Raw genomic sequence first — 25,895 nt, 5'->3', positions numbered from 1 at the left:
CGTTGGCGGGCGGAAACGAGGTCCATTTTGATAACGACGGCGTCCGGGGACAAAGAAGCGCCGGCCACCTCGGGTGTGGTGGCCGGCGCCGGGAAAACCAGGATGGGATTCTAGCCTTCGCAGTCGCGGCAGTACTTCAGGCCGTCCTTTTCGCGGGCGACCTGCGAGCGGTGGCGGACCAGGAAGCACGACGAGCAGGTGAACTCGTCCGACTGTTCGGGAACCACAATGACCGTCAGTTCCTCATTGGACAGGTCTGCGCCGGGCAGGTCGATACCTTCAGCGGTGTCGTTCTCGTCGACATCGATAACCGCGGTCTGCGCGTTGCCGCTCCGTGATGCCTGGAGGGCCTCGAGGGAGTCAGCCGGCGACTCTTCTTCCTGCTTGCGTGGAGCATCGTAATCGGTAGCCATAGCATGTTCACTTTCGTTGCTGCGCAGCGCCATTTCAGGCACCTCAGTGAAGCAGTTTAGGGCATGATCCCTCTACCGGCGCAATAGTGTGCTTAACCAGACACTGGGCCGGTTTCTGCCGTTGTTCCTGCGTGCTCCGAGCGGGCGTGGCCGGCTCCGATGGACACCCCGCTCAAGGCCGGCAGCCAGCCCCAGAGGGTGGCGTCGGCCATGGCACCGGCAGCGTCCGTTTCGCAGTCGAAGGTGACGGAGTCCAGCAGCCAGTCGCGGAGGCGGATGAGCAAGGTAGCGGTCATGCCTGAAAACTACGCAGTTATTGTTGTGGCCACGTTTCGCGCGGGTCTCCCGCTGATTAATTCGGCGCCGGCCACGCTACGGGGCGGGTGGCGCCGTACTTCTGCGCACGATGAGCTCAGGCTCCACCACCAGGGTCCGCGGCCCGTCCCCGCCCTGGAACGCGGTGAGCATCATGTCCATGCACCGCCGGCCCAGCTCTTCGAAGTCCTGGCGGACCACCGTCAGGGGCGGACTGAAGTAGCCGGCCTCCGGCTGGTCGTCGAAGCCCACCACCGAAACATCCTGCGGCACCCTGATGCCCGCCTCGTTCAGGGCACGCAGGACCCCAAGGGCCATCTGGTCGTTGCCGACGAAAAGGGCAGTGGCGCGGCGGCCGGCAGCCAGCCGCCGGCCGATCTCGTATCCGCTGCCCGCGCTCCAGTCACCCTCGGTGACCAGGTCTGCCGCGAGCCCGGCCGAGCAGAGGGCTGCCCGCCAGCCCTCGGCGCGGGCTACGGCGTCGATCCAGTCCTGCGGCCCCGCAACGTGTCCAATCCGGACGTGCCCCTGGGCGATGAGATGTTCCACCGCCAGTTCGGCGCCGCGCCGCTGGTCCACCTTGACCCCGCCCACGGTGTCATTGCCGTCAGGTCCCACGGCCACCACCGGCACTCCGATGGGCAGTTCCGCCAGGGCAGCCAGCGTTTCCAAATGCGGGACGATGACCACGATTCCGTCCACCGACTGGTCCAGGAAGTGCCGGACGGCGTCCAGGATCGCGTCCCGGGTGACCTCGCGCAGCGCCGCGACGCTGACGAAGTAGCCGGCATCCCGCGCAGCCCGTTCCACCCCGAGCAGGGTATTGGCCGGGCCGTACTGCGAAAGCTCGCTGCCCAGGACACCGATGATCTGCGAGCGCCGGGTGACCAGGCTTCGGGCGGCAGAGTTGCGGCGGTAGCCGAGTTCCGCGATCGCAACTTCCACCTTCCGGCGGGTGCCGGGACTCACGTTGGGGTGGTTGTTGACCACCCGTGAGACGGTCTGGTGCGATACCCCGGCACGTGCCGCCACATCCTCGAGCCTGGGCAGCCGCCGCGGCACGCTGTCCGTCACGGGGTTCCCGTCCCTGGCCGCCGCCGGGACCTTGGCCACCGGATCAGATCCCGCCGGCCAGTTTGTAGTAGGCGGCGTTCCAGTTCAGGTCCTTCTTGAACTGGCGGATGGTGGTGCCTTCGTCGATAGTAAGGAGTTCGGTCTTGGCGATCTCGGCGAAGTCCTCGAAGACGTCCATGCCCACCTGGGTGGAGAGCACGGTGTGGTGGGCTGCGCCGGCCGTGAGCCAGGCGGCGGCGGAGGTAGCGAAGTCGGGCTTCGGCTGCCAGAGAGCGCGGGCCACGGGGAGGTTGGGCAGCGGCTGGTCGAGCGGGACGACGTCGACGGCGTTGGCCACCAGGCGGAACCGGTCCCGCATGTCGGACAGGGCGACGACGACGCCCGCGGACGCGTCGGCGTCGAACACCAGGCGGACCGGGTCTTCCTTGCCGCCAATGCCCAGCGGGTGGATTTCCAGCCGCGGCTTTGCTGCCGTCAGGGAAGGGCAAACTTCGAGCATGTGGGCGCCCAGGATCTTCTCGGACCCGGGCTCCAGGTGGTACGTGTAGTCCTCCATGAGGGAGGCACCGCCGGGCAGACCCGCGCCCATTACCTTCGCGGCGCGCACCAGGATGGCGGTCTTCCAGTCGCCTTCGGCGCCGAACCCGTAACCGGCGGCCATGAGCCGCTGCACGGCGAGCCCGGGCAGCTGGCGGAGGGCACCGAGGTCCTCGAAGGACGTGGTGAACGCGGCCGAACCATTGGCTTCGAGGAAGCTGCGCAGGCCCAGTTCGATCCGGGCGCCGTACCGCAGCGATTCGTGCCGGGCCGCGCCTGCGCGAAGCTCCGGCACCACATCGTAAAGGTCCTCATACTCGGCCACCAGCGCGTCGACGTCGGCCTCCCCCGCGCCGTGGACGGCGTCCGCGAGTTCGTTGACGGACCAGGTGTTCACCGCAACGCCGAACCGCAGCTCGGCCTCGGTCTTGTCGCCTTCGGTGACGGCGACGTTGCGCATGTTGTCGCCAAAGCGGGTGAGCTTCAGGGTGCGGACGGCTGCCCAGCCAGCGGCGGCGCGCTGCCAGGATCCCACCTGGCGGGCGACCTCGGGGTTGGAGACATGCCCGACGACGGTCTTCCGGGCAATGCCCAGGCGGGACTGGATATACCCGAACTCGCGGTCACCGTGTGCTGCCTGGTTCAGGTTCATGAAGTCGAAGTCGATGTCCGCCCAGGGCAGGTCCCGGTTGGCCTGGGTGTGCAGGTGCAGCAGGGGCTTCCGCAGGAGGTCCAGGCCCTGGATCCACATCTTGGCGGGGCTGAAGGTGTGCATCCAGGCCGTCACGCCGATGACCGAGTCATCGGCGTTCGCCTCCAGCGCGGTGCGGCGGATGGCATCCGAGTCGGTGAGCACCGGCTTCCAGACGATCCGCACGGGGACGGTGGCGGACGCGTTGAGCTGGTTGGCGATCTCCTGCGACTGCGCGGCCACCTGCTTGAGGACTTCCTCGCCGTAGAGGTGCTGGCTGCCGGTGAGGAACCAGACTTCGTAGCCGTCGAGGGAAGTGGTTGCAGCGGTACTCATGATTCTCCTGGAAAGATCTTCTGGCCGGTTGGTGGCCGGTGCGTGTTATTGGCCGTAGACGTTCTGGTAGCGGGCGTAAAGGGAGTCGATGTGGGCCTGGTCGATGGGCAGCGGCTCACCCAGCTGCCGGGAAATGTGCACGGTGCGGGCCACTTCCTCGCACATGACGGCGGCCTTGACGGCGGCGCGGGCATCCTTGCCGATGGTGAAGGGGCCGTGGTTCTGCATCAGGACGGCCGGGGACGTGGAATTCTTCAGGGTCTCCACGATCCCGTGGCCAATGGAGTCGTCACCGATCAGGGCGAACGGTCCCACCGGGATGGAACCGCCGAACTCGTCCCCCATCATGGTGAGCACGCAGGGGATGGCCTCGCCCCGGGCAGCCCAGGCGGTGGCGTACGTTGAGTGCGTATGCACCACCCCGCCCACCTCCGGCATGTGCCGGTACACGTAGGCGTGCGCGGCGGTGTCCGACGAGGGCGACAGCGCGGGATTGCCCCAGTCCACCGTGCCGCTGCCGCCAACATTGGTGCCCCTGACCGGGGTGCCGTACAGGTCGGTCACGATCATCTGCTCCGGGGTGAGTTCCTGGTAGGAGACACCGGACGGCTTGATCACCATGAGGTCGGTGCCGGGCACCCTCGCCGAGACGTTGCCCGCAGTCCACACCACCAGGCCGTACCGGGTCAGCTCGGCGTGCAGGGCGCACACTTCCGTCCGGATCCGGGCGATGGTTTCCAGGAGGCCGGTTCCGGCGCCTGTTCCGGCGGTCATGCGGACACCCCCACGGTTGCTTTGGCGGCGACGCCTGCTCCGGGCCGGGCCGCCTGGGCGGCCTTGCGCTGGATGGCCTTGAGCCGGTGCATGACATCGTTGCTGCCCCGGCCGAAGTAGTCGTGCAGGGTGCGGTACTCCTGGAACAGTTCGTCGTAGGCGGCCGCGTTTTCCGGGATTGGGGTGTAGACCTCGCCGGGCTCGGCGCCCATGGCCGCGGCGGCTTCGCGGATATCCGCGTAGGCGCCCGCTGCGACGGCGGCGTGGATGGCAGAACCCAGTGCCGGCCCCTGTTCCGAGCCGATGGTGGACAGAGGCAGGCCGGTGGCATCGGCGTAGATCTGCATCAGGAGCCGGTTCTTCAGCAGCCCGCCGGCAACGATGAATTCCTTGACCGGGACTCCGGCGTCGCGGAAGGCGTCCACGATGGTGCGGGTTCCAAAGGCCGTGGCTTCCAGAAGGGCGCGGTAGGTGTCCTCGGGCCTGGTGGCCAGGGTTTGGCCAACCACCATGCCGGATAGCTCGTGATCCACCAGGACCGAGCGGTTTCCCGAATGCCAGTCGAGCGCGATCAGGCCGTGCTCCCCGATGGCCTGGCGGGAAGCCAGTTCGGTCAGGTACTCGTGGATCCCCAGCCCGGCGTCCTTGGCGGCCTGGTGGTATTCGGGCGGGACGCCGTGCCTGGTGAACCAGCCAAAGATGTCCCCCACCCCTGACTGTCCTGCCTCGTAGCCCCACAGGCCCGGAACGATTCCACCGTCCACGGCGCCGCACATGCCCGGCACTTCCCGCAGTTCGCTGCCGTTCATGACGTGGCAGGTGGAGGTGCCCATGATCGCCACCAGTTGGCCGGGCTCCACGGCCTTCGCGGCCGGGGCGGTGACGTGGGCGTCAACGTTTCCCACGGCCACCGCGATGCCCTCCGGCAGCCCGGTCCAGGCGGCGGCCTCCGCCGTCAGGGTGCCGGCGGCATCACCCAGCCGGCCGATGGTGTGCTCCAGCTTGGAGCTGACAAAATCCTTGAAGTCAGGGTTGAGGGCGGCCAGGAACTCTTCGGACGGATACCGGCCGTCCTGGTAGATGCCCTTATAACCGGCGGTGCATGCGTTGCGGACATACCGGCCGCAGAGTTGCCAGACGATCCAGTCCGCCGCCTCCACCCAGTGATCCATGGCGGCGTAGGCCTCCGGATCCTCCTCCAGCAGCTGCAGTCCCTTGGCGAACTCCCATTCGGAGGAGATCAGTCCTCCGTAGCGGGGAAGCCAGTCTTCGCCGCGTTCGGCGGCGAGCCGGTTGATCCGGTCGGCCTGGCCCTGCGCGGCGTGGTGGCGCCAGAGCTTTACGTAGGCGTGCGGGCGGTTCGCGAATGCGGCAAGTTCGTTCAGGGGTGTGCCGTCGGCCGTGACCGGCACCATGGTGCAGGCGGTGAAGTCGGTGGCAATACCGACGACGGCGGCCGGGTCGATCCCGGCGTCGGCCACGGCGGCGGGGACGGCGGTACGCAGGACGTCCCGGTAGTCGTTGGGCACCTGAAGTGCCCACTCCCCGGGAAGCCGGGCGCCGTCGTCGCCCGCTGTATCCCGGGGCAGGACGCCGGTGACCACCGCGTGGGCATACTCATGGACGGCGCTGCCCAGTTCCGCGCCGTCGCGGACGCGCACCACCACGGCGCGGCCTGAAAGGGTTCCGTAATCCACGCCGATGACGCAGGGGTCATGGCTGGGCTCGGAGCTGGACGTGGTCAGCGCATCTGGCATGGGGGTTGCCTCCGTCCGGGAGGCATAGGCCTCATTACCGGGTTTGTAGGGGTCAGGGTGGAGCTACGTGCTGCAGCTAGTGTGAACGCTAACAAACCGGAAGTCAATGAGCTGGAAAGTTTTCGGGGATTCCGGCTGGACACTCTTGTTAGCGTTCACAAATCAGTCTATATTGAACCGACACATCAACAATGTGGCCAGGACCAGGGAGCACTGGTGCTGCCTGGTCCACCAACGCTTCGTGGCAGTGCTGCCGCGGAAGGAGAAAATGGTGAGAATCAAGAAACTGATGGGCGCGGTGGCCCTCGTCGTCGCCCTGACGGTGGGCGCCACCGGTTGTGGCTCCCGCGGCGGGGCCAGCGAATCCAGCGGTGCCGCGAAGCCCAGCGATTCACTGGTAGGCATCTCGATGCCGACGCAGACTTCCGAACGGTGGATCGCCGACGGCGCCAACGTGGAAAAGTCCCTGAAGGACCTCGGCTACAAGACAGACCTCCAGTTCGCTAATGACGACATCCCCACCCAGGTCTCGCAGATCGAGAACATGCTGACCAAGGGCGCCAAGGCCCTGATCATTGCCGCCATTGACGGCACCACCCTGACCGACGTCCTGGCCAAGGCCAAGGAGCAGAACGTCAAAGTGATCGCATACGACCGCCTCATCAACGGCACGCCGAACGTCGACTACTACACCACGTTCGACAACTACACTGTTGGCGTCCAGCAGGCCACTTCGCTGTTGACCGGCCTCGGCCTCGTTGATGCCAGCGGCAAGAAGGTCGACGGCAAGGGCCCGTTCAACATTGAGCTCTTCGCCGGCAGCCCCGACGACAACAACGCCAACTTCTTCTGGACCGGCGCCATGGACACCCTCAAGCCGTACATGGACGCCGGCACCCTGAAGGTCCCCAGCGGCCAGACCAAGTTCGAACAGGCCGCCATTCTTCGCTGGCAGGCCCCCGTGGCCCAGAAGCGCATGGAGGACATCATCACCTCCGCCTACAGCTCAGGCACCAAGCTGAACGGCGTCCTGTCCCCGTATGACGGCCTGTCCATCGGCATCATCTCGGCCCTCACCAGCACCGGCGGCTACGCCAAGGGCAGCCTCCCGGTTGTTACCGGCCAGGATGCCGAAAAGGGCTCCGTCAAGTCCATCATCGCCGGCGAGCAGTACTCCACCATCTTCAAGGACACCCGCCAGCTCGGCGCGCAGGCCGTCAAGATGGTCGATGCAGTGCTGAAGGGCCAGGAACCGGAGACCAACGACACCAAGACCTACAACAACAAGGTCAAGGTTGTCCCGGCCTTCCTGCTGAAGTCCCTGATCATCACCAAGGACAACTACAAGAAGGAACTGATCGACTCGGGTTACTACAAGGACTCCGACGTCAAGTAGTCAGCGTCCGGAGGCTGTGGCCGGACCTCCATCCGGCCACAGCCCCTCCCGCAGCCTCCTGCAGCAGCAGGACGGCCCAGCTCCGACCAGTCAGTGGGAATTGACCGATGAACACACCCATTCTTCAGATGCGAGGAATCACCAAGACGTTCCCGGGCGTGAAGGCCCTCCAGGACGTCACCCTGGACGTAAACCGCGGCGAGGTCCACGCCATCTGCGGCGAAAATGGAGCCGGCAAATCAACGCTCATGAAGGTGTTGTCCGGCGTCTATCCACACAACTCCTTTGACGGGGAGATCCTCTTCGAAAACGAACCGTGCAACTTCTCCAGCATCTCGGACAGCGAGAAGCGCGGAATCGTCATCATCCACCAGGAACTGGCCCTGAGCCCGTACCTCTCCATCGCCGAGAACATCTACCTGGGCAACGAACAGGCCACCAACGGTTGGGTGGACTGGCGCAAGACCAACCTGGAGGCCGCCAAGCTGCTGGCCCGCGTGGGCCTCGACGAAAACCCCGTCACACCGGTGCAGCACATCAGCGTGGGCAAGCAACAGCTGGTGGAGATCGCCAAGGCCCTGTCCAAGGAGGTGAAGCTGCTGATCCTGGACGAACCCACGGCCGCCCTCAATGACGAGGACTCCGGCCACCTCCTGGACCTGATCCTGCATCTGAAGGGACAGGGCGTCACCAGCATCATCATCAGCCACAAACTCAATGAGATCCGAAGGGTGGCGGACGCCGTCACCATCATCCGTGACGGCAAGACCATCGAGACCCTGCGGCTCGACGAAGGCCAGATCACCCAGGAGCGGATCATCCGCGGCATGGTGGGCCGCGACCTTGAAAGCCTGTATCCGGACCGCCAACCGAACATCGGCGAGGAAGTGCTGCGGATCGAGGACTGGTCCGTGCGCCACCCCCAGGACCACAGCCGCATGGTGGTCAACAATGCCAACCTGCACGTCAGGAAAGGCGAGGTGGTAGGGCTGGCCGGCCTCATGGGCGCCGGGCGCACCGAGCTTGCCATGAGCGTCTTCGGCCGGACCTACGGCACCGCCACCTCCGGGAAGGTCTACAAGTACGGCGAGGAAATCAACACCGCCACGGTGTCTGACGCCATCAGGCACGGCATTGCCTATGCCACCGAAGACCGCAAGCACTACGGCCTGAACCTTATCGAGGACATCAAGCGGAACATTTCCCTGGCATCCCTGCGCAAGCTGGCAAAACGCGGCTTCGTGGACAAGAACCAGGAGACGGTGGTGGCCAACGGCTACCGCACGAGCATGAACATCAAAGCCCCGTCGGTGGCTGCCGTTACCGGGAAGCTGTCCGGTGGAAACCAGCAGAAGGTGGTTCTCAGCAAATGGATGTTCTCCGATCCCGACGTGCTCATCCTTGATGAACCCACCCGCGGCATCGACGTCGGCGCCAAGTACGAGATCTACACGATCATCGCCAAGCTCGCCGCCGAAGGAAAAGCCGTCATTGTCATTTCCTCGGAGCTACCCGAGCTCCTGGGAATCTGCGACCGCATCTACACCCTCGCCGCCGGGCACATCACAGGCGAAGTGCCCATCGCCGACGCCACCCAGGAAACCCTGATGCACTACATGACCAAAGAGAAGGAATAGCGACATGTCCGCCTTACGAGAATCGCTTGGATTCCTCACCAGCCGCCTCCGCCAGGTTGGCATCTTCGTTGCCCTGATCCTGATCGTCCTGCTGTTCCAGGGACTGACCGGCGGAATCCTGCTGGAACCGCAGAACGTCACCAACCTGGTGGTCCAGAACAGCTACATCCTCATCCTGGCCATCGGCATGGTGATGGTCATAATCGCCGGGCACATCGACCTTTCCGTTGGATCGGTGGCAGGGTTCATCGGCGCCGTGGCCGGGGTCATGATCGTGCACTGGGGCTGGCCGTGGTGGGCAGCCATCCCGGCATGCCTTCTGGTCGGAGCCCTGGTCGGCGCGTGGCAGGGCTACTGGATCGCCTACGTGGGGATTCCCGCCTTCATCGTCACCCTCGCCGGCATGTTGATCTTCCGCGGGCTGACGCTCATCACGCTCAAGAACCAGCAGATCACCCCGTTCCCCGCCGAACTGCGGGCCTTGGGCGGCGGCTTCCTTCCGGACATTTCCGGCGGCACTTCCGTGCTGGAATGGCTCACCGTCATCCTGGGCCTCGGCGCCACGGCGGCCCTGCTGATCCAGGCCTTCAAGGAGCGCAGGATCCGCCGCAAGTTCGACCTCGAAAGCGAACCCCTGGTCTGGTTTGTCATCAAGACCACCTTCACCGCGCTGCTCATGCTGGTCATCACGTTCCTTCTGGCGTCCTACCGGGGCACTCCGATCGTCCTGGTGGTCCTTGCTGCCCTGGTGATCGCTTACACCGCCCTCATGAACAACAGCGTCTTCGGCCGCCACACGTACGCCATCGGCGGCAACCTCCACGCCGCCGAACTGTCAGGCATCAAGACCAAGGCCGTCACGTTCCGGCTCTTCGTGAACATGGGCGTCCTCTCCGCGCTGGCCGGCCTGGTGTTCACCGCCCGGCTCAACTCCGCCCAGCCCGCCGGCGGAACCGGCTTCGAGCTCGATTCCATCGCGGCAGCATTCATCGGTGGAGCAGCTGTCACCGGCGGTATCGGAACAGTAGCCGGAGCCATGATCGGTGGCCTCATCATGGGCGTACTGAACAACGGCATGTCCATCCTGGGACTGGGCACCGACTACCAGCAGCTCATCAAGGGCCTGGTCCTCCTGGTCGCCGTCGGGTTCGACATCTTCAACAAGAACCGCAGCGGCGGCGGAGGGGAGATTGGCAAGCGCTTCAAGCTCAAGACCAGCCCTCCGCCGGCCCAGGAAAAGCCGGCGCCGGCCGCCAGCAAAACGGTGGAGGCAGGCGTGAAGTAGGCGGGTCACGCGCACCTGCCGGCCCCCGCTGCCCGGACGACGTCCCGGCAACGGGGGCCTTCCTGCGTCCGGCGCCGGGAAGCAAACGCCCAGGCAGCTCTTTAAGGGGCAGCCAGGCCGGTGGCAACATCAGCCGGCGAGCGCCGGCGCCGGCTGAGCACAATAAAGGGCGCCGCCAGCAGCTGCACCGCGCCGCCCAGGGCCAGGGACGCCGGGTAGCCGTAAAGGTCCGCGGTCCTGCCCAGCACCGGCTGCACCACCACTCCCCCGCTCGAACCCATGAGCGACGCGAAGCTCAGGACCGTGGCCCGCTGCTTCGAGGCAATCATGTCGTTCAGGTACGCCTGGCGGACAGGGGTGCCGGCGGAGGCAACCACGGCCCACAGCGACAGCAGGACCAGGGCAAGCCAGAAGGAGTGGGTGGCCAGGAGCGCCACCAGGACCACTGAGCTGGCAATCGTGGAGCCGATCAAGACCGTGGTGCGGCGGCCCACCAGTTTCCGGACCAGCGGCGCAAGCCAACCACCAACGATGTCCGCGCCGGCAACGATCGCAGCTGCCAGTCCTGCGATGGCATAGGCCTTGGGGTCGCCAAAGAGCTGCAGCAGGTACGGCTGGAGGGCGTAGAAGACGTAGAACCCCACCCCCTCGGTGAACGGGGCCGCCAACATCATGAACCGCACCGGAGGGTTCTTCAGTCCGCCCTCCAACGAGGCGCGCAGGACTGCCCGCGTGGCCTGCACCGGGTGGGCCGACCGCTCGGGGGTGAAGCCGACGTCGTGCATGAGGAGGAACGCAACGGCGAACATCGCCACCAGAACTCCCACCCGCAGCAGGAAAGGGACGCCAAGGTTCGTGGCCTGGGCAATGACGCCGCCTGCCACGGATCCGGCCAGCATTGCGATTCCGGACACCATCTGGCCCCGCCCCAGGACGGCTTCCAGGCCGCCGTCGTAGCCGGAGAAGTGGAGGGCATCCACCAGCCAGGCTTCCACGGCTCCGGAGAAGAAGGTGAAGCCAAGGCCAAGCAGCGCAGACACGGCTGCCCACCACCAGAACGGGGCCGACAGCTGCCAGAGGAGGTAGTACAGGTAGGTAGACGCCGCCAGGGTCACGGTGCCCAGCAGGAAGGATGCGCGGCGTCCCCAGCTGTCCGCCACCACCCCGGTGGGCACCTCGAAGAGAACCATCCCTGCGGTGAAGAAGGCGTTCGCGGCGAAGGCCTCGAGGTTGCTGAGCCCCGCGTCGAGCAGGAAGAGTGTGTTGATTCCCCAGATGAAGGACGCCGCAAGCGTGTTTCCCAACGTCAGCGTCAGGTAGACGTTCTGGATCTTTCGTGCTGCGGCGTTCACCGGCGGCCGTTCCTTCGGACTGTTCCGGGGCGGATCAGGACGGGCTGAAATTTGGCGGGACGGGGTCGTGGCGCAGGTACTGCCGCCGGAACCGGCCGGTGCCTGCCGTGAGGGCCCGCAGTTCCACCGCGTAGCGCAGGAGCTCCTGGTCGGGGACTTCAGCGCTGATCTCCGTCAGTCCTTCGCCTGATGAGGTGGTGCCCGTGAGGCGCCCCCTGCGGCCCGACAAATCGCTCATTACGGTACCCACGTGTTCGTCGGCAACGGTGATGGTCACGGAGGACACCGGTTCCAGCAACTGGACCTTCCCGGCGGCCGCAGCTTCGCGCAGCGCCAAGGCCCCTGCCGCCTGGAACGCCGCATCCGACGAATCCACGCTGTGGGCCTTGCCGCCGGTAAGGGTCACCCGCAGGTCCACGACGGGAAAACCTGCCGACACCCCCCGCTCCATTTGCGCCCGGACCCCTTTTTCGATGGACGGAATGAACGTTCCCGGGATGACGCCGCCCACCGTCTTGTCCACGAACTCGAATCCCCCGCCGCGCTCCAGCGGTTCCACCTCGATATCGCACACGGCGTACTGGCCATGGCCGCCGGACTGCTTGACGTGGCGTCCGTGGCCGGAGGCGGGGGCAGCGAAGGTTTCCCGCAGCGGTGTCACCACGTCAACGGTATGCAGTTTCACGCCCTGCTCGCGCAGCCGGTCCAGGACCACCTCGGCGTGTGCCTCCCCCATGCACCACAGCACCAGTTGGTGGGTCTCCGCGTTCCGGTCCACCCGCAGGGTGGGATCCCCGGCGGCGATCCGGCCGAGGCTGCGGGCCAGCGCATCCTCGTCGCTGCGGGAATCCGCTTCCACGGCAACCGGCAGCAGCGGTTCGGGCATCTCCCACGTGGCCAGCAACAGCGGGCTTTCCCGGGCGGAAATGGTGTCCCCGGTTTCAGCGCTGCCCAGCTTCGCCAGGGCGCACATGTCCCCTGCCACGGAGAAGGGGACAGGCCGCAGGCTGGCGCCCAGCGGGGAGTAGATGTGGGTGACCCGTTCATCGGTGTCGTGGTCCTGGTGCCCGCGGTCAGCCAGGCCGTGTCCGCCCACGTGGACGGGAGTATCTTCCCGCAGCGTCCCGGAGAAAACCCGCACCAGGCAGATGCGGCCCAGGAAGGGATCGTTGGAGGTCCGCACCACTTCAGCGGCGAGCGGGCCATCAGGATCGCAGGACAGCCTTCCACCCGGTTCCCCCGCGAGGTCGGTCATGTCCGGCAGTCTGCCTTCCAACGGTGCCGGGAAGGCGCGCACCAGGACCTCGAGCAGCTCTGCCGTGCCGAGTCCCGTAACAGCAGACGTTGGCAGGACGGGAAAGAACGAGCCCCGGGCGACGGCGGTTTCCAGGTCGTCTGCCAGCACCGCGGTATCGATGTCCTCCCCGTCCAGGTACCGGTCCATCAGGGTTTCGTCTTCGCTCTCGGCGATGATGCCCTCGATCAGGGCGCCCCTGGCGGTCCCGGCGGCAGCGAGTTCCTCCGGTGCGGCCGGACGGACATCCGGTGACGGATCGCCGGACGAGTAGTCCGTTACCTCCTGGGACAGCAGGCCCAGGAGGCCGGCCGCCCCACCCTCGGCGGGCACCGGGACGTACAGCGGGAGGACCCCGTCGCCGAACGCTTTCCGGCAGGCGGCCAGGGCGCCGTCGTAATCCGCCCGCGGATGGTCCACCCTGGTGATGACGACGGCGCGTGGCAGCCCCATGTGCGCGCACTCGCCCCACAGCGCCGTAGTGGTGGCATCGATGCCGTCCACGGCCGAGACCACGAACAGGGCGGCGTCCGAAGCCCTCAGTCCGGCCCGGAGTTCCCCGATGAAATCCGGGTAGCCGGGGGTGTCCAGGAGGTTCACTTTGACGTCGCCCACCAGCAACGGAACCAATGACAGCGTGACCGAGCGTTGCTGGTGCACCGCGGCCGGATCCGAGTCGCTGACCGTGGAGCCGTCAGCAATGGATCCCTTGCGGGTGATCACCCCGGTGGCTGCGAGCAGTGCCTCGATCAGCAAGGTCTTCCCGGCGCCGGAGTGCCCCACCAGCGCCACGTTCCGGATCCGGGCCGGGTCCTCCGCCGCGATCCCGGTGGCCTGGTCTGCCCGCTTTGCGTCAGGCCCGTTCCTGCCGCCGGCACCCCGCGCGGACTCCTTGGTGCTCTTCACCGACATTGGAACCTCCTGGCATCGTTGCCGACCGGACCGGATGTGTCCTCTGATTCGACACCTTGGGACGGCGGGACGGCAAGTGCCCAGGCTATTTGCTGCGGGCTTTGCGGGTGGCGGCGTCGTTGGCCTTCTGGAGGGCGTGGACCAGTTGGTCCTTGTCCATCTTCGACCGGCCCTTGACGTCCAGTTCCCTGGCCAGCTTGTAGAGGTGCTCCTTGGACGCATTGGCGTCGACGCCGCCGGCGGTGGGCTCGGATGACCGGACGCCCTGCTCCGCGCGTTTGTCAGACGGGCCGCGCTTTTCCTTGGGCTCCCAATGGTCGCCCACCTTCTCATAGCTGTGCTTCAGTGAGGCGTAGGCTGCACGGGCAGCGCGCTCTTCGTCGTTGTCGTAGGACTCGAGGGCGGAGTCATAGGTCTTCGCGAACGTGTCCTGGGCCTTTTGGTCGGAACGCTGCAGTGTGGACGGCAGTTCGTCCTTGCGGGCATGGTCGTTCTTGCCGGTCTTGGGCATGGCACCCATCCTCCTTTAGTCAGCAGGCTGATTATTCGGATGGATCCAGCTTAGACCCGGAGGTGATATGGAGCCCCCTGTCGGATTCGAACCGACGACCCCCGCTTTACAAGAGCGGTGCTCTGGCCAACTGAGCTAAGGAGGCATGCCCCGGAAGGGCGTGCGCCCGCAGGCGCTAGATAAGGTTAGCCCAACTCCAGCCGGGGGTAAAAACGCCCGCTGAACCGGCGGTGGATGCGCAAGGGCCCACCCCGGAGCGAATCCGGAGCGGGCCCCTGCACGGGCTGTTTCCCGTTAGCCCTTGGCCGCGATGGCTGCCTGCAGGAAGTCCGGGAACGGCGTCTGGGCGCTGTCCCCCTTGCCCCACTGCTTGCCGTCCACGAACACGGTGGGCGTACCCGTCACGCCGATGGCCGCCGCTTCCTTGGTGGTGAACTTCACGAACGGGCGGTACGTCTTGTCATCGACGCAGGAACCGATATCCACGCCCATGTCGGAGGCCATCTTCTTCAGGTCGTTGTCCGAGAGGCCGGCACTTCCTTCAGCCGGTTGCTGGGCGTACAAGGCATTGAAGTAGTCGGCGTACTTCTGCGGAGCCGTGTTGGCAACGCAGGCCGCCGCATTGGCCGCACGCGATGAGTAGTTGGTGGTGGACCGGCTGTCCAGGAAGCCCAGCGGCCGGTATTCCACGGTGATCTTGCCGTCATTGCGCAGCGAGGTGAGCTGGTCGTTGTACTGGGCCTCGAAATTCTTGCAGACGGGGCAGATGAAGTCGATGTAGAGGACAACCTTCACCGGCTTGCCCGCCTCAGCTTCGGCGCCGGGGGCCACTACCTCGGCCGGCGGGGTCTTGGGGGCGTCCCCCAGGGAGGCTGCGTCGACGGTAGCCGGTCCCGTCTTGGCCACGTCCGTGTTGGCCAGCAGGGTCACGCCCCCGTGGGCGTTGGCGTTGGCGGGGACCGGGCCCTGGTCGGCTATCGGCGCGTTCTGCTTGAGGCTGTTGGTCACAACCAGGGCCACCACCACAAGGATGGCCACAACCGCCGCCACGATGCCCCAGCCAATGAGGAGCTTGTTGCGCTTGTCCTTCTTTACCTGCGCTTCGCGGATCAGGCGCGCCTTTTCGCGCGCCTCCGCGGTTCGCTCAGCCTTGGACTTACGTACTTCGTTTGCGGGGCTCATGAGTTCCTTGGGTCGGTCGACGTAGGGGGACCACTTGGTGGCACCCCAAACATTTTAGGGGAGAAAGCTGAGAGCTTGCGGTTTCAACCATTCTTCCGGGTTGACCAACGGACGAATAGCCCCGATGATTCCGTCCGGCTAGGGTGGCTTAGAGGCACAAGCAACCCCAGGGGGCCGCAATGCAAACACCCGTCCAGGAAAAACCAGCCGGAACAGCTACGGCCGGCAGTTCCGGTTCCGGCCACGCCGGCCATACGAAATACGACTTCATGGTGGTCTCCAACAGGCTGCCCGTGGACCGGGTGGCACCAGGGGACGACAGCGACGACGGCTCCGGCTGGCGCCGGTCGCCCGGCGGCCTGGTGACTGCACTGGCGCCGATGATGACCAAGACAGACGGCGCCTGGGTGGGCTGGCACGGCGCCCCTGACGAAACGGTCGAGCCGTTCAGCCACGGAGGCATGGACCTTGTCCCGGTCCAGCTCAGCACCGATGACGTGGAGCTGTACTACGAAGGGTTCTCCAACGCCAGCCTTTGGCCGCTGTACCACGACGTCATCGCCCCGCCGGAGTTCCACCGCACCTGGTGGGACGCCTACCGCAGGGTTAACCGCAGGTTCGCCGACGCCGTGGTGCGCCACGCGGACCAGGGCGCCACGGTGTGGGTGCAGGACTACCAGCTCCAGCTGGTCCCCCGGTTGCTCCGTGAAGCACGGCCGGACCTGCGGATCGGTTTCTTCAACCACATCCCGTTCCCGCCGCCGGAGATCTTCGCCCAGCTTCCCTGGCGCCAGGCCATCATCGACGGGCTGCTGGGCGCGGACCTGGTGGGCTTCCAGCGGCCCAGCGACGCGGGAAACTTCATGCGCTCCGCCCGCCGCTTCCTCGGAGCCAGCGTCAAGCAGCAGCAGGTTCACGTCAAGGACCACAACGGCCAACTGACCCACATCGCCCGGTCCCAGGCCTTCCCCATCTCCATCGACGTCAAGCAGATCACCGAACTCGCCGCCCGGCCGGACATCATCGAACGCGCCCGCCAGATACGCCAGGACCTTGGCAACCCCAAGACCATCCTGCTCGGAGTGGACCGCCTGGATTACACCAAGGGCATCCGCCACCGGCTGAAGGCCTTCGAGGAACTCCTTGCGGACGGCAGGCTCACGGTGGGCGATGCAACCCTCATCCAGGTTGCCTCCCCCAGCCGGGAGCGCGTGGAACAGTACCGGCTTTTGCGCGAGGAAGTTGAAGGCACCGTGGGCCACATCAACGGCACCTACGACACCTTGGAGAACACCGCCGTCCGCTACCTGCACCACAGCTACCCCGTGGAGGAGATGGTGGCGCTGTACCTGGCCGCGGACGTCATGCTGGTCACCGCGCTGCGCGACGGAATGAACCTTGTGGCCAAGGAATATGTCACCGCCCGCAACAACAACGACGGCGCGCTGGTCCTCAGCGAATTCGCCGGGGCGGCCGATCAGCTGAAGCAGGCGCTGCTGATCAATCCGCACGATATCGCCGGCCTCAAGAACACCATCATGGCCGCCGTGGAACTCACCCCGAGGGAGGCCTCGCGCCGCATGCGGGCCATGCGCAAGCAGATCCTGGACCACGACGTAGACCACTGGTCAGCGGACTTCCTGCGCGCCCTGAACGAGAAAGTGGTCCGCGATGACTCCTGAGCGCCCCGGTAGCGCGCCATTGGCGCTCACCCCCGAACTCCGCGAAGCCCTGCGCCGGATCGCCGGCACGGAGCACCTGCTCGTGGCCATGGATTTCGATGGCACCATGGCACCCATCGTCGGCCGGGCGCAGGACGCACGGCCGCTTCCCCGGTCGGCCACCGCTTTCGCAGGCCTCGCCGTCCTTCCACGGACGACGACGGCCCTCATCTCCGGACGCGCCCTCGCCAGCCTGCGGGAGGTCGCCTCCCCGCCGGTCGACACGCTCCTGATCGGCAGCCATGGCGCCGAGGCATGGCTGGGGCCCGGTTCCACCGAACTGGCTCTTGAAGAGGACCAGAAGGCACTCCTTGAAGAGGTCCGCGCCGAGTTGGCCGGCATCGTTGCCGAGGCGCCCGGCACCTCCCTTGAGGACAAGCCTGCCGGCGTCGTCCTGCATACCCGCCAGGCTGGGGACGACGTGGCAGAAGACGCAGTAGCGGCAGCACGGTCGGTGCTGCGGGACCGCAAGGGAGTCTTCCTGAAGGAAGGCAAACGCGTCCTGGAGACTTCGGTTGTCAATGCCTCCAAAGGCGAAGGTGTCGCCTTCCTGCGGCAGGCCACCGGGGCCACTGCCGTGCTGTTCGCCGGCGACGACGTCACGGACGAGGACGCTTTTGGCCGGCTCGAACCGGGCGACGTGGGGGTCAAGGTGGGCCTTGATTTCACCCAGGCCCAGTATCGGGTGGAGGCTCCCGTCCACATTGCGGAACTGCTGGAGGCCCTGCTTCAGGAGCGGAGCATTGCTGTTGCCGAAGAGGATCCGCAGGCCGCGTCCGGTTAGGACGTGGCTGGCGGCACATGTGACGTCCGTAACATTTCGGCGAGGAAGCGCAACCTCTGGCATACTCTAGGTGTGATGTGGCGCACAAGCACCGTGCGGCGTCATTCTGCGCTCCGGGCCCAGGCTCGGAGCGCTTTGCAGGAACAAAACTGAATAAACATGAACCATTCACAACGGATCGTCCGGCACGTACCTGCCGGTGAAGGGATTGATAACTGTGGCTACAGTTACTTTTGATAACGCTACGCGTCTGTACCCGGGCACAGATAAGCCCGCCGTCGATAAGCTCAACATCGACATCGCCGATGGCGAATTCCTGGTCCTCGTGGGACCCTCCGGTTGCGGCAAGTCCACCTCCCTGCGCATGCTCGCAGGCCTTGAGGACGTCAACGCCGGCCGCATCCTGATCGGTGACCGTGACGTTACCGATGTTCCGCCGAAGGACCGCGACATCGCCATGGTTTTCCAGAACTACGCGCTGTACCCGCACATGACTGTGGCCGACAACATGGGCTTTGCCCTGAAGATCGCCGGTGTCTCCAAGGAAGAGCGCGCCGAGCGCGTCCGCGAAGCCGCCAAGCTCCTTGACCTTGAGCAGTACCTGGACCGCAAGCCAAAGGCACTCTCCGGCGGCCAGCGCCAGCGCGTTGCCATGGGCCGCGCCATCGTCCGTAACCCCCAGGTCTTCCTCATGGATGAGCCGCTGTCCAACCTGGACGCCAAGCTCCGCGTCCAGACCCGCACCCAGATCGCGTCCCTGACCCGCCGCCTCGGCGTCACCACCGTCTACGTGACGCACGACCAGGTTGAAGCCATGACCATGGGTGACCGCGTGGCTGTGCTGAAGGACGGCCTGCTGCAGCAGGTGGACACCCCGCGCAACCTTTACGACCGCCCGAAGAACGTCTTCGTTGCCGGCTTCATCGGCTCCCCCGCCATGAACCTGCTGGAGCTTCCCGTGGTCGACGGCGGCGTGCAGTTCGGCGGCACCGTCTACCCCGTGCCGCGCGACGTCCTCGAAGAGGCACACGGCTCCACGGTCACGCTGGGCAGCCGCCCGGAGGACCTGGAAACCGCTCCGCAGGGTGAAGGCCTGAAGGTGGAGGTGGACGTTGTCGAGGAACTCGGCGCCGACGCCTACGTCTACGGCCACACCACCCTCGACGGCAAGGACCACGACATCGTGGCCCGCGTCGACGGCCGCCGCCCTCCGATGAAGGGTGAGGTCATCTACGTCCGCCCGCAGTCGGGCCACGTGCACCTGTTCGACACCAAGACCGGCCTGCGCCTCGGCGACTGACGTTCCAGCTTAGAGACCGACGGCGGTCCTCCTCCGGGAGGGCCGCCGTCGGTTTTTAAGCGGCAAATTTTAGGCGCGGTACCCCCAAGTACGGAAGAATTGAGCCATGACCGAGGAATACAGCGCCCAGTGGCACGACGAACCCACCGACTACGCGCAGATCGGGAAGCTGCCGCGGTTCGTGGCGGCCAGTGCAGATGACAACAAGGCGGCCTCGGTAGCCTCGTCGCTGAACATCACTGCCGCGGCAGCGGATCCGGAACTGCTGGACCTTCCCTGGCATATCGCCCTGGAGGAGTGGCCGGCGCAATACCTGGCGGCCCTCCCCCGAGGCATCTCGCGGCACATCGTGCGCTTTGCCCACCTGGGCGGCTCTGTCATCGCCATTAAGGAAACCTCCGAGCATGTGGCCCGCCACGAATACCACATGCTCCGCAAGCTCGCCCGCTTCGATGTGCCCTGCGTGGAGCCTGTTGCGGTGATCACCGGGCGGACCACCCCCGACGGGCGTCCGCTCAACCCGGTCCTGGTAACCCGGCACCTGAAGTTCTCCATGCCCTACCGCGCGCTGTTCTCCCAAATGCTGCGCAAGGACACACTGACGCGCCTCATCGACGCGCAGGCCCTGCTGCTGGTGCGGCTGCACCTGATCGGTTTTTACTGGGGAGACGTGTCGCTGTCCAATACCCTCTTCCGCCGCGACGCCGGAGCCTTTGCCGCCTACCTGGTGGACGCCGAAACGGGCGAGCTGTACCCGGACCTGTCCACGGGCCAGCGCGAATACGACCTCGAAATTGCGCGGGTCAACATCGCCGGGGAGCTGATGGACCTGCTGGACGGCGGCCTGATCGAGGAGAAGGTGGACCCCGTAGCCACCAGTGAGTTGATCATGGACAGTTACCGGCGGCTGTGGGCTGAACTGACGGAGAAGGAATCCTTTGAGCTGGGCGAACGCTGGCGGGTGGGCGCCCGCATCCGGCGCCTGAACGAACTCGGCTTCGACGTCGAGGAATATGCCATCAAGACCACCCAAAACGGCTCCACCATCCAATTGCAGCCCAAGGTGGTGGACGCGGGGCACCACCAGCGGCGGCTCCTCCGGCTGACCGGCCTGGACGCGCAGGAGAACCAGGCCCGCCGCCTCCTCAATGACATGGACTCGTTCCGGGCGGACAACAACCCGGAGATGGACGAGGAATACAGCGCCCACCTTTGGGTCAGCCAGATCTTCGAGCCGATCGTGCGCTCCATCCCCCGGGACCTCTCCGGCAAGCTCGAGCACGCCGAGGTGGTCCACGAGGTCCTGGAGCACCGGTGGTACATGTCGGAGAAGCAGGAGCGCCACATCCCGCTGGCAGAAGCCGTGCAGTCCTACATCGACTCGATCCTGCGGCACCGGCGCGACGAAGCAGCGATCATGCTCAACCCGGACACCGAATTGCTAAAGATCCTCGAAGTGGAAAACGAGGAGTCCCGCTATGGTGCCGATGAATCCGATGACGAATACCCGGATTCGGACGACTGACTCCTAGATGGCCTTCCCAGGGTTGAGGACTCCGGCAGGATCGAACAAGTCCTTGATCCTGCGCTGGAGTTCCCGGACGGCCTCCGGTTGCTCCTGGCCCAGCCAGCGCAGCTTGTACTGGCCTATGCCGTGCTCCCCCGTGATGGTCCCGCCCATGGCCAGGGCCGCGGTGATGGACTCGTCCAGGGCCACCTGGAGCCGATCCATTGCACCGGGTTCCACGTCCGGGCCCTGCCTGTCGATCCAGAACGTGGGGTGCAGGTTTCCGTCCCCGGCGTGTGCCACCACCTTGAGGTGCACCTGCTGCCCGGCGGCCATAGCTTCAAGCGCTGCAACGTAGTCCACCAGGCGGGAGCGCGGAACAGCGACGTCTTCGCCCACCCGGTACTCGTCGTCCACCTCCGTACCGCGGCTGTGCCGCCGCAACTCCACCAGCCGCTCCGCCTCGGCGCTCGCCTCGGTGGTGACCGTGGCCCCGCCGTCGCGCAGGACCCGCCGCACCACCTCCGCCTCGGCCGCAGCCCCAAACCCGTCGGTCTGGACCAGCAGCAATGATTTCCCGCGGGCGGTGAGGTCGGACCCATGGATGTCGTCGAGCTGCGCCAGCGTACCGCCGTCGAGCAGTTCCATGATGGCGGGCTGGACGCGGGCCCGTCCCACCGCCAGGACGCCGGCAGCGGCAAGCCTGAAGTCCGGGTAGAACGCGGCGACGGTATGCACTTCCCGGGGCAGGTACTTCAGCCGCACCGTGATCCCGACGACGATCCCCAGCGTGCCTTCCGACCCCACGAAGAGGCCCGTGAGGTCGTACCCGGCCACGCCTTTGAAGGTCTGATGGCCGGTGTGGATGAGGGAGCCGTCCGCCAGGACGACGTCCAGCGCCAGGACAGAGTCCCTGGTGACGCCGTACTTGGCACACCGCAGGCCGCCGGCGTTGGTGGCCACGTTGCCGCCGATTGTAGAGCTCCGGAAACTGGCAGGGTCCGGCGCGTACATGAGGCCGTGCTCCGCCGCGGCTTCGTTGAGCACGGCGTTCACGACGCCGGGCTCCACCACCGCTGTTTCGTCATCCGGGCTCAGGGCGAGGATCCGGTCCATCCGCTCCAGTGAGAGGATGATGCAGTTGGCGGTGGCATGGGCGCCCCCGGATACGCCCGTGCCGGCTCCCCGGGGCACGATGGCCACGCCGCTGTCCGCGCAGGCCTTCACTACCGACTGCACGTCGGCCACCGACTCGGGGAACACCACGGCCAGCGGAAGCTGGAAATCGATCACGGGCGCCTGGTCCACGGCGTACCGGCGGAGCGGGACTTCGCCCGTGTCCACCTGGCCAGGTGCCAGGATGGCTTCCAGCTCGTCAACGATGCTTCCCACAAAGCCTCCATCCGTCGTCGGACATACCTAACCAGTCTAGGTGCGCAGCATGCGGAGCCTTGAAGCTTTCCCTGCTGTAATCGCTTCCAGTTCCGTCCCTGCCGCTGGGCCGCATCCAGGAATAGGTGGCCGGAAACATTTATGGAAGCGTTTTCAGTTATTTAGCCCTTCGCCGTTATGCTGGCTTGCATGTCTGTCGAAACTGTGACCCAGGACACTACCGCCTCCGCCGGTCCCCTGACGCTCATCCACACTGCTGACACCGTCCCGGGCTGGTGGCGCTCCGCGGTGATCTACCAGGTGTATCCCCGGTCATTCCGTGACCTGAACGGCGACGGCATTGGCGATCTCGCCGGGATCACCGAGGAACTGCCGCATCTGGCGGACCTGGGCGTCGACGCCGTGTGGTTGTCTCCCTTTTTCAAGTCCCCGCAGCGGGATGCCGGCTACGACGTCAGCGACTACTGCGACGTGGATCCCATCTTCGGCACGCTTGGCGACTTCGACGTCATGATGGCCGAATCCCACCGCCTGGGCCTGCGGGTGATCGTGGACCTGGTCCCCAACCACTGCTCTGCCCAGCATCCCGCGTTCCAAGCGGCCCTTGCAGCGCCGGATGGAAGCCCGGAACGGGACATGTTCATATTCCGTGACGGGACCGGTCCCGACGGGCAGGAACCGCCGAACAACTGGCAGTCCCACTTCGGCGGCCCTGCATGGACCCAGGTGGAAGGGCAGGGTGGACGGCCCGGCCAGTGGTACCTGCACCTCTTCGACTCCTCGCAGCCCGATTTCAACTGGGACAACCCGGCCGTCCACGCAGAGTTCGAGCGGGTGCTCCGGTTCTGGCTGGACCGCGGCGTTTCCGGCTTCCGCGTGGACGTGGCCCACGCCCTGGTCAAGGCTCCGGGACTGCCGGCCTGGGGCGGACGCGCGGACGGCGGCAGCAGCGACGGCTATCCCGGCCACGAGGCACCCATGTTCGGTCAACCCGGCGTCCACGACATCTACCGGAAGTGGCGGATGCTCCTGGACGAATACGGCCCCGACCGCATTCTCTGCGCCGAGGCCAGCGTGGACCTCCACCGGCTTGCCCACTGGGTCCGACCGGATGAGATGCACCAGGCTTTCAATTTCCCCTATCTCCACGCTGGCCTGGACATTTACCGGCTCCGCTCCGTCATCACCGACTCATTGACCGTCCTTGACGGCGTCGGAGCCCCCAGCACCTGGGTACTTTCCAACCATGACGTGGTCCGCCACGCCAGCCGGTTTGGCTACAACGGGCTGGGTCCGCGGGACGGGGACGGCATCGGCTTCGCAGACCCCCAGCCGGACCATGACCTTGGCCGCCGCCGCGCGGCCGCTGCTTCGATGTTCATGCTGGGGCTGCCCGGGGCCGCCTACCTGTACCAGGGCGAGGAACTGGGACTGCCTGACGGGATTGAGATTCCGGACCACCTCCGCCAAGACCCCACGTTCGCCCGCACCGGCGGGCAGCGGCTTGGCCGCGACGGCTGCCGGGTTCCCCTGCCGTGGCGCGGCGAGGACCCGCATCTGGGATTCGGTTCGGGAAGGGATCCTTGGCTGCCAATCCCTGACTCCTTCAAAGCACTGGCAAGGGACCTGCAGGCGGAATCACCGGCGTCGCACCTCTCCCTGTACCGCCAGGCCCTGGCCTGCCGTCGTGAACTGGACCTGGGCCGGGGGTCCTTGTCATGGGCCGAGGACTGGTGCACCGGCTCCTCCCTGGGCTACGTGAACGGCACTACGCTGGTGCTTATGAACCTGAACCACGAGCCGCTGGAAATGCCCGCCGGCAACGTCCTGATCCGCAGCCTGCCCGCAGGCGCGGGCCACGCCCTTGCCTCCGGTGAGACCGCGTGGATACAGCTTGGACCGGACGCCGCAGCAGCTTTCTGACGATGGCAGGCATCAAAGAAGTTGCCAGCCGGGCAGGCCTGTCCGTTGCCACGGTCTCACGGGCGTTGAGCGGCAAGTCCAACGTCTCTTCCAAGAGCCGCCGGCTGGCCCAGGAAGCCGCCCGGGAACTCGGATTCGTCCCCTCGTACCATGCGTCGAGCCTCGCGTCCGGGCGGAACCACAACATCGGGCTGGTGGTGCCCAACGTCCAGCGCTGGTACTTCTCGTCGGTACTCGAAGGCGTCTCCGAAACCCTGCTCGACGCCGGCTACGACCTGACGCTGTACAACGTGGGTGAGCAGCCGGAGCGGCGAAACAGCATCCTGACTGACTTCCTGCTGCGCAAGCGCCTGGATGCGGTGATCACGGTGGCACTGGTGCTCAGCGAAGAGGAAATCGGCCAGCTGCTGGCCGTGCACCGTCCTATTGTGGGCATCGGAGGTGCCCTGCGCGGAGCCTCTACCATCCGGATCGATGACGAAGGACTGGCCATGATGGCCACCCGCCACCTGATTGGCCTGGGACATACCCGGATTGCCCACATCACCGGTGACGCGGGGCTGAACCGGGATTTCAAGTTACCCCAGCTTCGGCAGAAGGGCTTCAGCGCGGCCCTGGCAGGAGCGGGACTGGAGTTCCGGCCGGAGTGGCATGTGACTGCCGACTTCACCATCCAGGGCGCGTACGCAGCTGGCCGCCGGCTGCTGGGGACCTCCACCGAGCGTCCTACGGCCGTCTTTGCCGCGTCCGACGAGATGGCGGTGGGCATCATGCTTGCCGCGCGCGACTTTGGGCTTCGGGTCCCGGAAGATCTTTCCGTGGTGGGAATTGACGGGCACGAGCTCTCGGAAACCTTCGGGCTGACCACCGTCAGCCAGGATCCACGCGGCCAGGGAAGGCTTGCGGCAGCCACGGCTTTGGCCCTGCTGGAAGGCGCCGTCGGGGATTCCGACGGCGGTACAGCGGCTACGTCAGCACAAGACCAGGAATACCCCACGGAATTCGTGATCCGGCACAGCACCGCCGTAGCACCGGGCCCGGCCACGCGGACAGCCTAGGAGCCGCGCGGACAGCCTAGGACAGGTCTTCGGAGGGGACCGCATCCGTTGAGTCGCCGGCACCCATGAACCGTGCGAACCTTTCCAGGATCAGGGGCCACGCCTCCACGTACGCTTCGCGGGCGGCAACGGGATCCTCGGCCCCTTCCCACCCCTCATGGAACACACGGACCTCCGTCTCCGGCCCAACAGCACGGAACGCCACCAGGAGCTCGGTGGACCAGAGCGCCGTGGTTCCGGGGTGCCAGGAGGCATGGAAGGACAGTGGCGGCTGCCAGTCGTCGAGGGTACCCCAGATGCTGGTGCGGCCATCGTCAGCCGTCTCAAGGATGAGGTTCTCCTCGAACTCCACGTAGGAGCCGGCCCCGTAAACGCCGTGCTTTTCCAGGGGCCACCACAAGTGCGTATGGTCGGTGAAGCCTGCGAAGGCCCGGGAGACGGGGCCCGGAACCCGGACCGTGTTCACCACCGGCTCCAAGGGATCCGAAGCCTGCCGGCCGTCGTCTTGGGAGGGGTCCTGGGCGTGGCTGAAGATGCTGCTCATGAGGGTCAATCCTACCGGCGGTCGTTTGGCCCTCCGTCGGCATCGGTCTTGTGGTTAAAGTCGAAGGGCCCTGACATTCCTTGTCAGGGCCCTTCGTAATGTATGTCCGGCGGTGACCTACTCTCCCACACCCTCCCGGGTGCAGTACCATCGGCGCTGTGGGTCTTAGCTTCCGGGTTCGGAATGGGACCGGGCGTTTC

The 25,895-nt window shown here is 66.0% G+C and carries 21 protein-coding genes, 1 tRNA gene and 1 rRNA gene; 9 read left to right on the top strand and 14 right to left on the bottom strand.

The window, feature by feature from the left end:
* Positions 1 to 110: 110 nt before the first annotated feature.
* The 6 genes from J2T23_RS13655 to araB form a co-directional block, all read right to left on the bottom strand.
* A complete protein-coding gene (locus J2T23_RS13655) occupies positions 111 to 413 on the bottom strand; it encodes a DUF4193 domain-containing protein (RefSeq protein ID WP_018762118.1) in 303 nt (100 codons plus the stop codon).
* 92 nt (positions 414 to 505) lie between these two features.
* Positions 506 to 709, bottom strand: coding sequence for a hypothetical protein (locus J2T23_RS13650; protein WP_307360750.1), 204 nt, complete (start codon positions 707 to 709; stop codon positions 506 to 508).
* Positions 710 to 785: 76 nt separating this feature from the next.
* On the bottom strand, positions 786 to 1,802 hold the full coding sequence (locus J2T23_RS13645; RefSeq protein WP_307360960.1) for a LacI family DNA-binding transcriptional regulator: 1,017 nt from the start codon (positions 1,800 to 1,802) through the stop codon (positions 786 to 788).
* A gap of 43 nt (positions 1,803 to 1,845) precedes the next feature.
* Complete coding sequence (araA, locus tag J2T23_RS13640) at positions 1,846 to 3,366, bottom strand: L-arabinose isomerase (RefSeq protein WP_307360749.1); 1,521 nt, start codon at positions 3,364 to 3,366, stop codon at positions 1,846 to 1,848.
* Positions 3,367 to 3,411: 45 nt separating this feature from the next.
* Positions 3,412 to 4,140 carry an L-ribulose-5-phosphate 4-epimerase gene (locus J2T23_RS13635; protein ID WP_307360746.1) on the bottom strand — a complete coding sequence of 243 codons (729 nt, stop codon included), beginning with the start codon at positions 4,138 to 4,140 and terminating at the stop codon, positions 3,412 to 3,414.
* A complete protein-coding gene (araB, locus tag J2T23_RS13630; RefSeq protein ID WP_307360742.1) occupies positions 4,137 to 5,897 on the bottom strand; it encodes a ribulokinase in 1,761 nt (586 codons plus the stop codon). Before araB ends, J2T23_RS13635 begins: the two co-directional genes overlap by 4 nt.
* Before the next feature lie 268 nt (positions 5,898 to 6,165).
* On the opposite strand from araB, the gene chvE reads away from it, so the two are divergent.
* From chvE to mmsB, 3 genes are all read left to right on the top strand, one after another.
* Complete coding sequence (gene chvE / locus J2T23_RS13625; RefSeq protein ID WP_210411293.1) at positions 6,166 to 7,293, top strand: multiple monosaccharide ABC transporter substrate-binding protein; 1,128 nt, start codon at positions 6,166 to 6,168, stop codon at positions 7,291 to 7,293.
* Between the two features lie 107 nt (positions 7,294 to 7,400).
* A complete protein-coding gene (mmsA, locus tag J2T23_RS13620) occupies positions 7,401 to 8,930 on the top strand; it encodes a multiple monosaccharide ABC transporter ATP-binding protein (protein ID WP_307360739.1) in 1,530 nt (509 codons plus the stop codon).
* A gap of 4 nt (positions 8,931 to 8,934) precedes the next feature.
* Positions 8,935 to 10,215 (top strand): multiple monosaccharide ABC transporter permease, encoded by a 1,281-nt coding sequence (gene mmsB, locus J2T23_RS13615; RefSeq protein ID WP_141180796.1) that lies wholly within the window; start codon positions 8,935 to 8,937, stop codon positions 10,213 to 10,215.
* Between the two features lie 101 nt (positions 10,216 to 10,316).
* On the opposite strand, the gene J2T23_RS13610 is transcribed toward mmsB, so the two are convergent.
* The 5 genes from J2T23_RS13610 to J2T23_RS13590 all read right to left on the bottom strand — a co-directional run bounded on the left by J2T23_RS13610 (position 10,317) and on the right by J2T23_RS13590 (position 15,466).
* Positions 10,317 to 11,567: an MFS transporter gene (locus J2T23_RS13610; RefSeq protein ID WP_307360736.1), complete on the bottom strand. Its 1,251-nt coding sequence runs from the start codon at positions 11,565 to 11,567 to the stop codon at positions 10,317 to 10,319.
* A gap of 34 nt (positions 11,568 to 11,601) precedes the next feature.
* A complete protein-coding gene (locus J2T23_RS13605; protein WP_307360734.1) occupies positions 11,602 to 13,773 on the bottom strand; it encodes an elongation factor G-like protein EF-G2 in 2,172 nt (723 codons plus the stop codon).
* 85 nt (positions 13,774 to 13,858) lie between these two features.
* A complete protein-coding gene (locus J2T23_RS13600; protein WP_141180793.1) occupies positions 13,859 to 14,284 on the bottom strand; it encodes a ChaB family protein in 426 nt (141 codons plus the stop codon).
* 68 nt (positions 14,285 to 14,352) lie between these two features.
* Positions 14,353 to 14,429: transfer RNA gene (locus J2T23_RS13595), tRNA-Thr, on the bottom strand.
* A 149-nt stretch (positions 14,430 to 14,578) separates the two neighbouring features.
* A complete protein-coding gene (locus J2T23_RS13590; RefSeq protein WP_141158074.1) occupies positions 14,579 to 15,466 on the bottom strand; it encodes a DsbA family protein in 888 nt (295 codons plus the stop codon).
* A 179-nt stretch (positions 15,467 to 15,645) separates the two neighbouring features.
* Here J2T23_RS13590 and J2T23_RS13585 point away from each other — a divergent pair, with 179 nt between their 5' ends.
* The 4 genes from J2T23_RS13585 (at position 15,646) to J2T23_RS13570 (ending at position 20,796) form a co-directional block, all read left to right on the top strand.
* On the top strand, positions 15,646 to 17,148 hold the full coding sequence (locus J2T23_RS13585; RefSeq protein ID WP_307360731.1) for an alpha,alpha-trehalose-phosphate synthase (UDP-forming): 1,503 nt from the start codon (positions 15,646 to 15,648) through the stop codon (positions 17,146 to 17,148).
* Positions 17,138 to 17,971: a trehalose-phosphatase gene (gene otsB, locus J2T23_RS13580; RefSeq protein ID WP_307360730.1), complete on the top strand. Its 834-nt coding sequence runs from the start codon at positions 17,138 to 17,140 to the stop codon at positions 17,969 to 17,971. The genes J2T23_RS13585 and otsB overlap by 11 nt, the downstream gene beginning before the upstream one ends.
* 217 nt (positions 17,972 to 18,188) lie before the next feature.
* Positions 18,189 to 19,271: an ABC transporter ATP-binding protein gene (locus tag J2T23_RS13575; RefSeq protein ID WP_018762103.1), complete on the top strand. Its 1,083-nt coding sequence runs from the start codon at positions 18,189 to 18,191 to the stop codon at positions 19,269 to 19,271.
* A 106-nt stretch (positions 19,272 to 19,377) separates the two neighbouring features.
* Entirely contained in the window at positions 19,378 to 20,796 is a 1,419-nt protein-coding gene (locus J2T23_RS13570; protein WP_141158077.1) for a DUF4032 domain-containing protein, read from the top strand.
* A gap of 3 nt (positions 20,797 to 20,799) precedes the next feature.
* On the opposite strand, the gene J2T23_RS13565 is transcribed toward J2T23_RS13570, so the two are convergent.
* On the bottom strand, positions 20,800 to 22,170 hold the full coding sequence (locus J2T23_RS13565) for an FAD-binding oxidoreductase (protein WP_307360726.1): 1,371 nt from the start codon (positions 22,168 to 22,170) through the stop codon (positions 20,800 to 20,802).
* Between the two features lie 177 nt (positions 22,171 to 22,347).
* On the opposite strand from J2T23_RS13565, the gene J2T23_RS13560 reads away from it, so the two are divergent.
* Both J2T23_RS13560 and J2T23_RS13555 read left to right on the top strand, forming a co-directional pair.
* A complete protein-coding gene (locus tag J2T23_RS13560; RefSeq protein WP_307360724.1) occupies positions 22,348 to 24,093 on the top strand; it encodes a glycoside hydrolase family 13 protein in 1,746 nt (581 codons plus the stop codon).
* 2 nt (positions 24,094 to 24,095) lie between these two features.
* Positions 24,096 to 25,151, top strand: a complete 1,056-nt coding sequence (locus tag J2T23_RS13555; protein WP_307360722.1) for a LacI family DNA-binding transcriptional regulator — start codon at positions 24,096 to 24,098, stop codon at positions 25,149 to 25,151.
* 16 nt (positions 25,152 to 25,167) lie between these two features.
* On the opposite strand, the gene J2T23_RS13550 is transcribed toward J2T23_RS13555, so the two are convergent.
* Positions 25,168 to 25,695, bottom strand: a complete 528-nt coding sequence (locus tag J2T23_RS13550; protein ID WP_307360720.1) for an SRPBCC family protein — start codon at positions 25,693 to 25,695, stop codon at positions 25,168 to 25,170.
* 104 nt (positions 25,696 to 25,799) lie between these two features.
* Positions 25,800 to 25,895 (bottom strand): 5S ribosomal RNA (gene rrf / locus J2T23_RS13545); the annotation flags it as partial.

Source organism: Pseudarthrobacter niigatensis, assembly GCF_030812615.1.
Classification (GTDB): domain Bacteria; phylum Actinomycetota; class Actinomycetes; order Actinomycetales; family Micrococcaceae; genus Arthrobacter; species Arthrobacter niigatensis.
The sequence above is the reverse complement of the archived record's forward strand: the minus strand, read 5'-3'. Positions and strand labels throughout refer to the sequence as shown.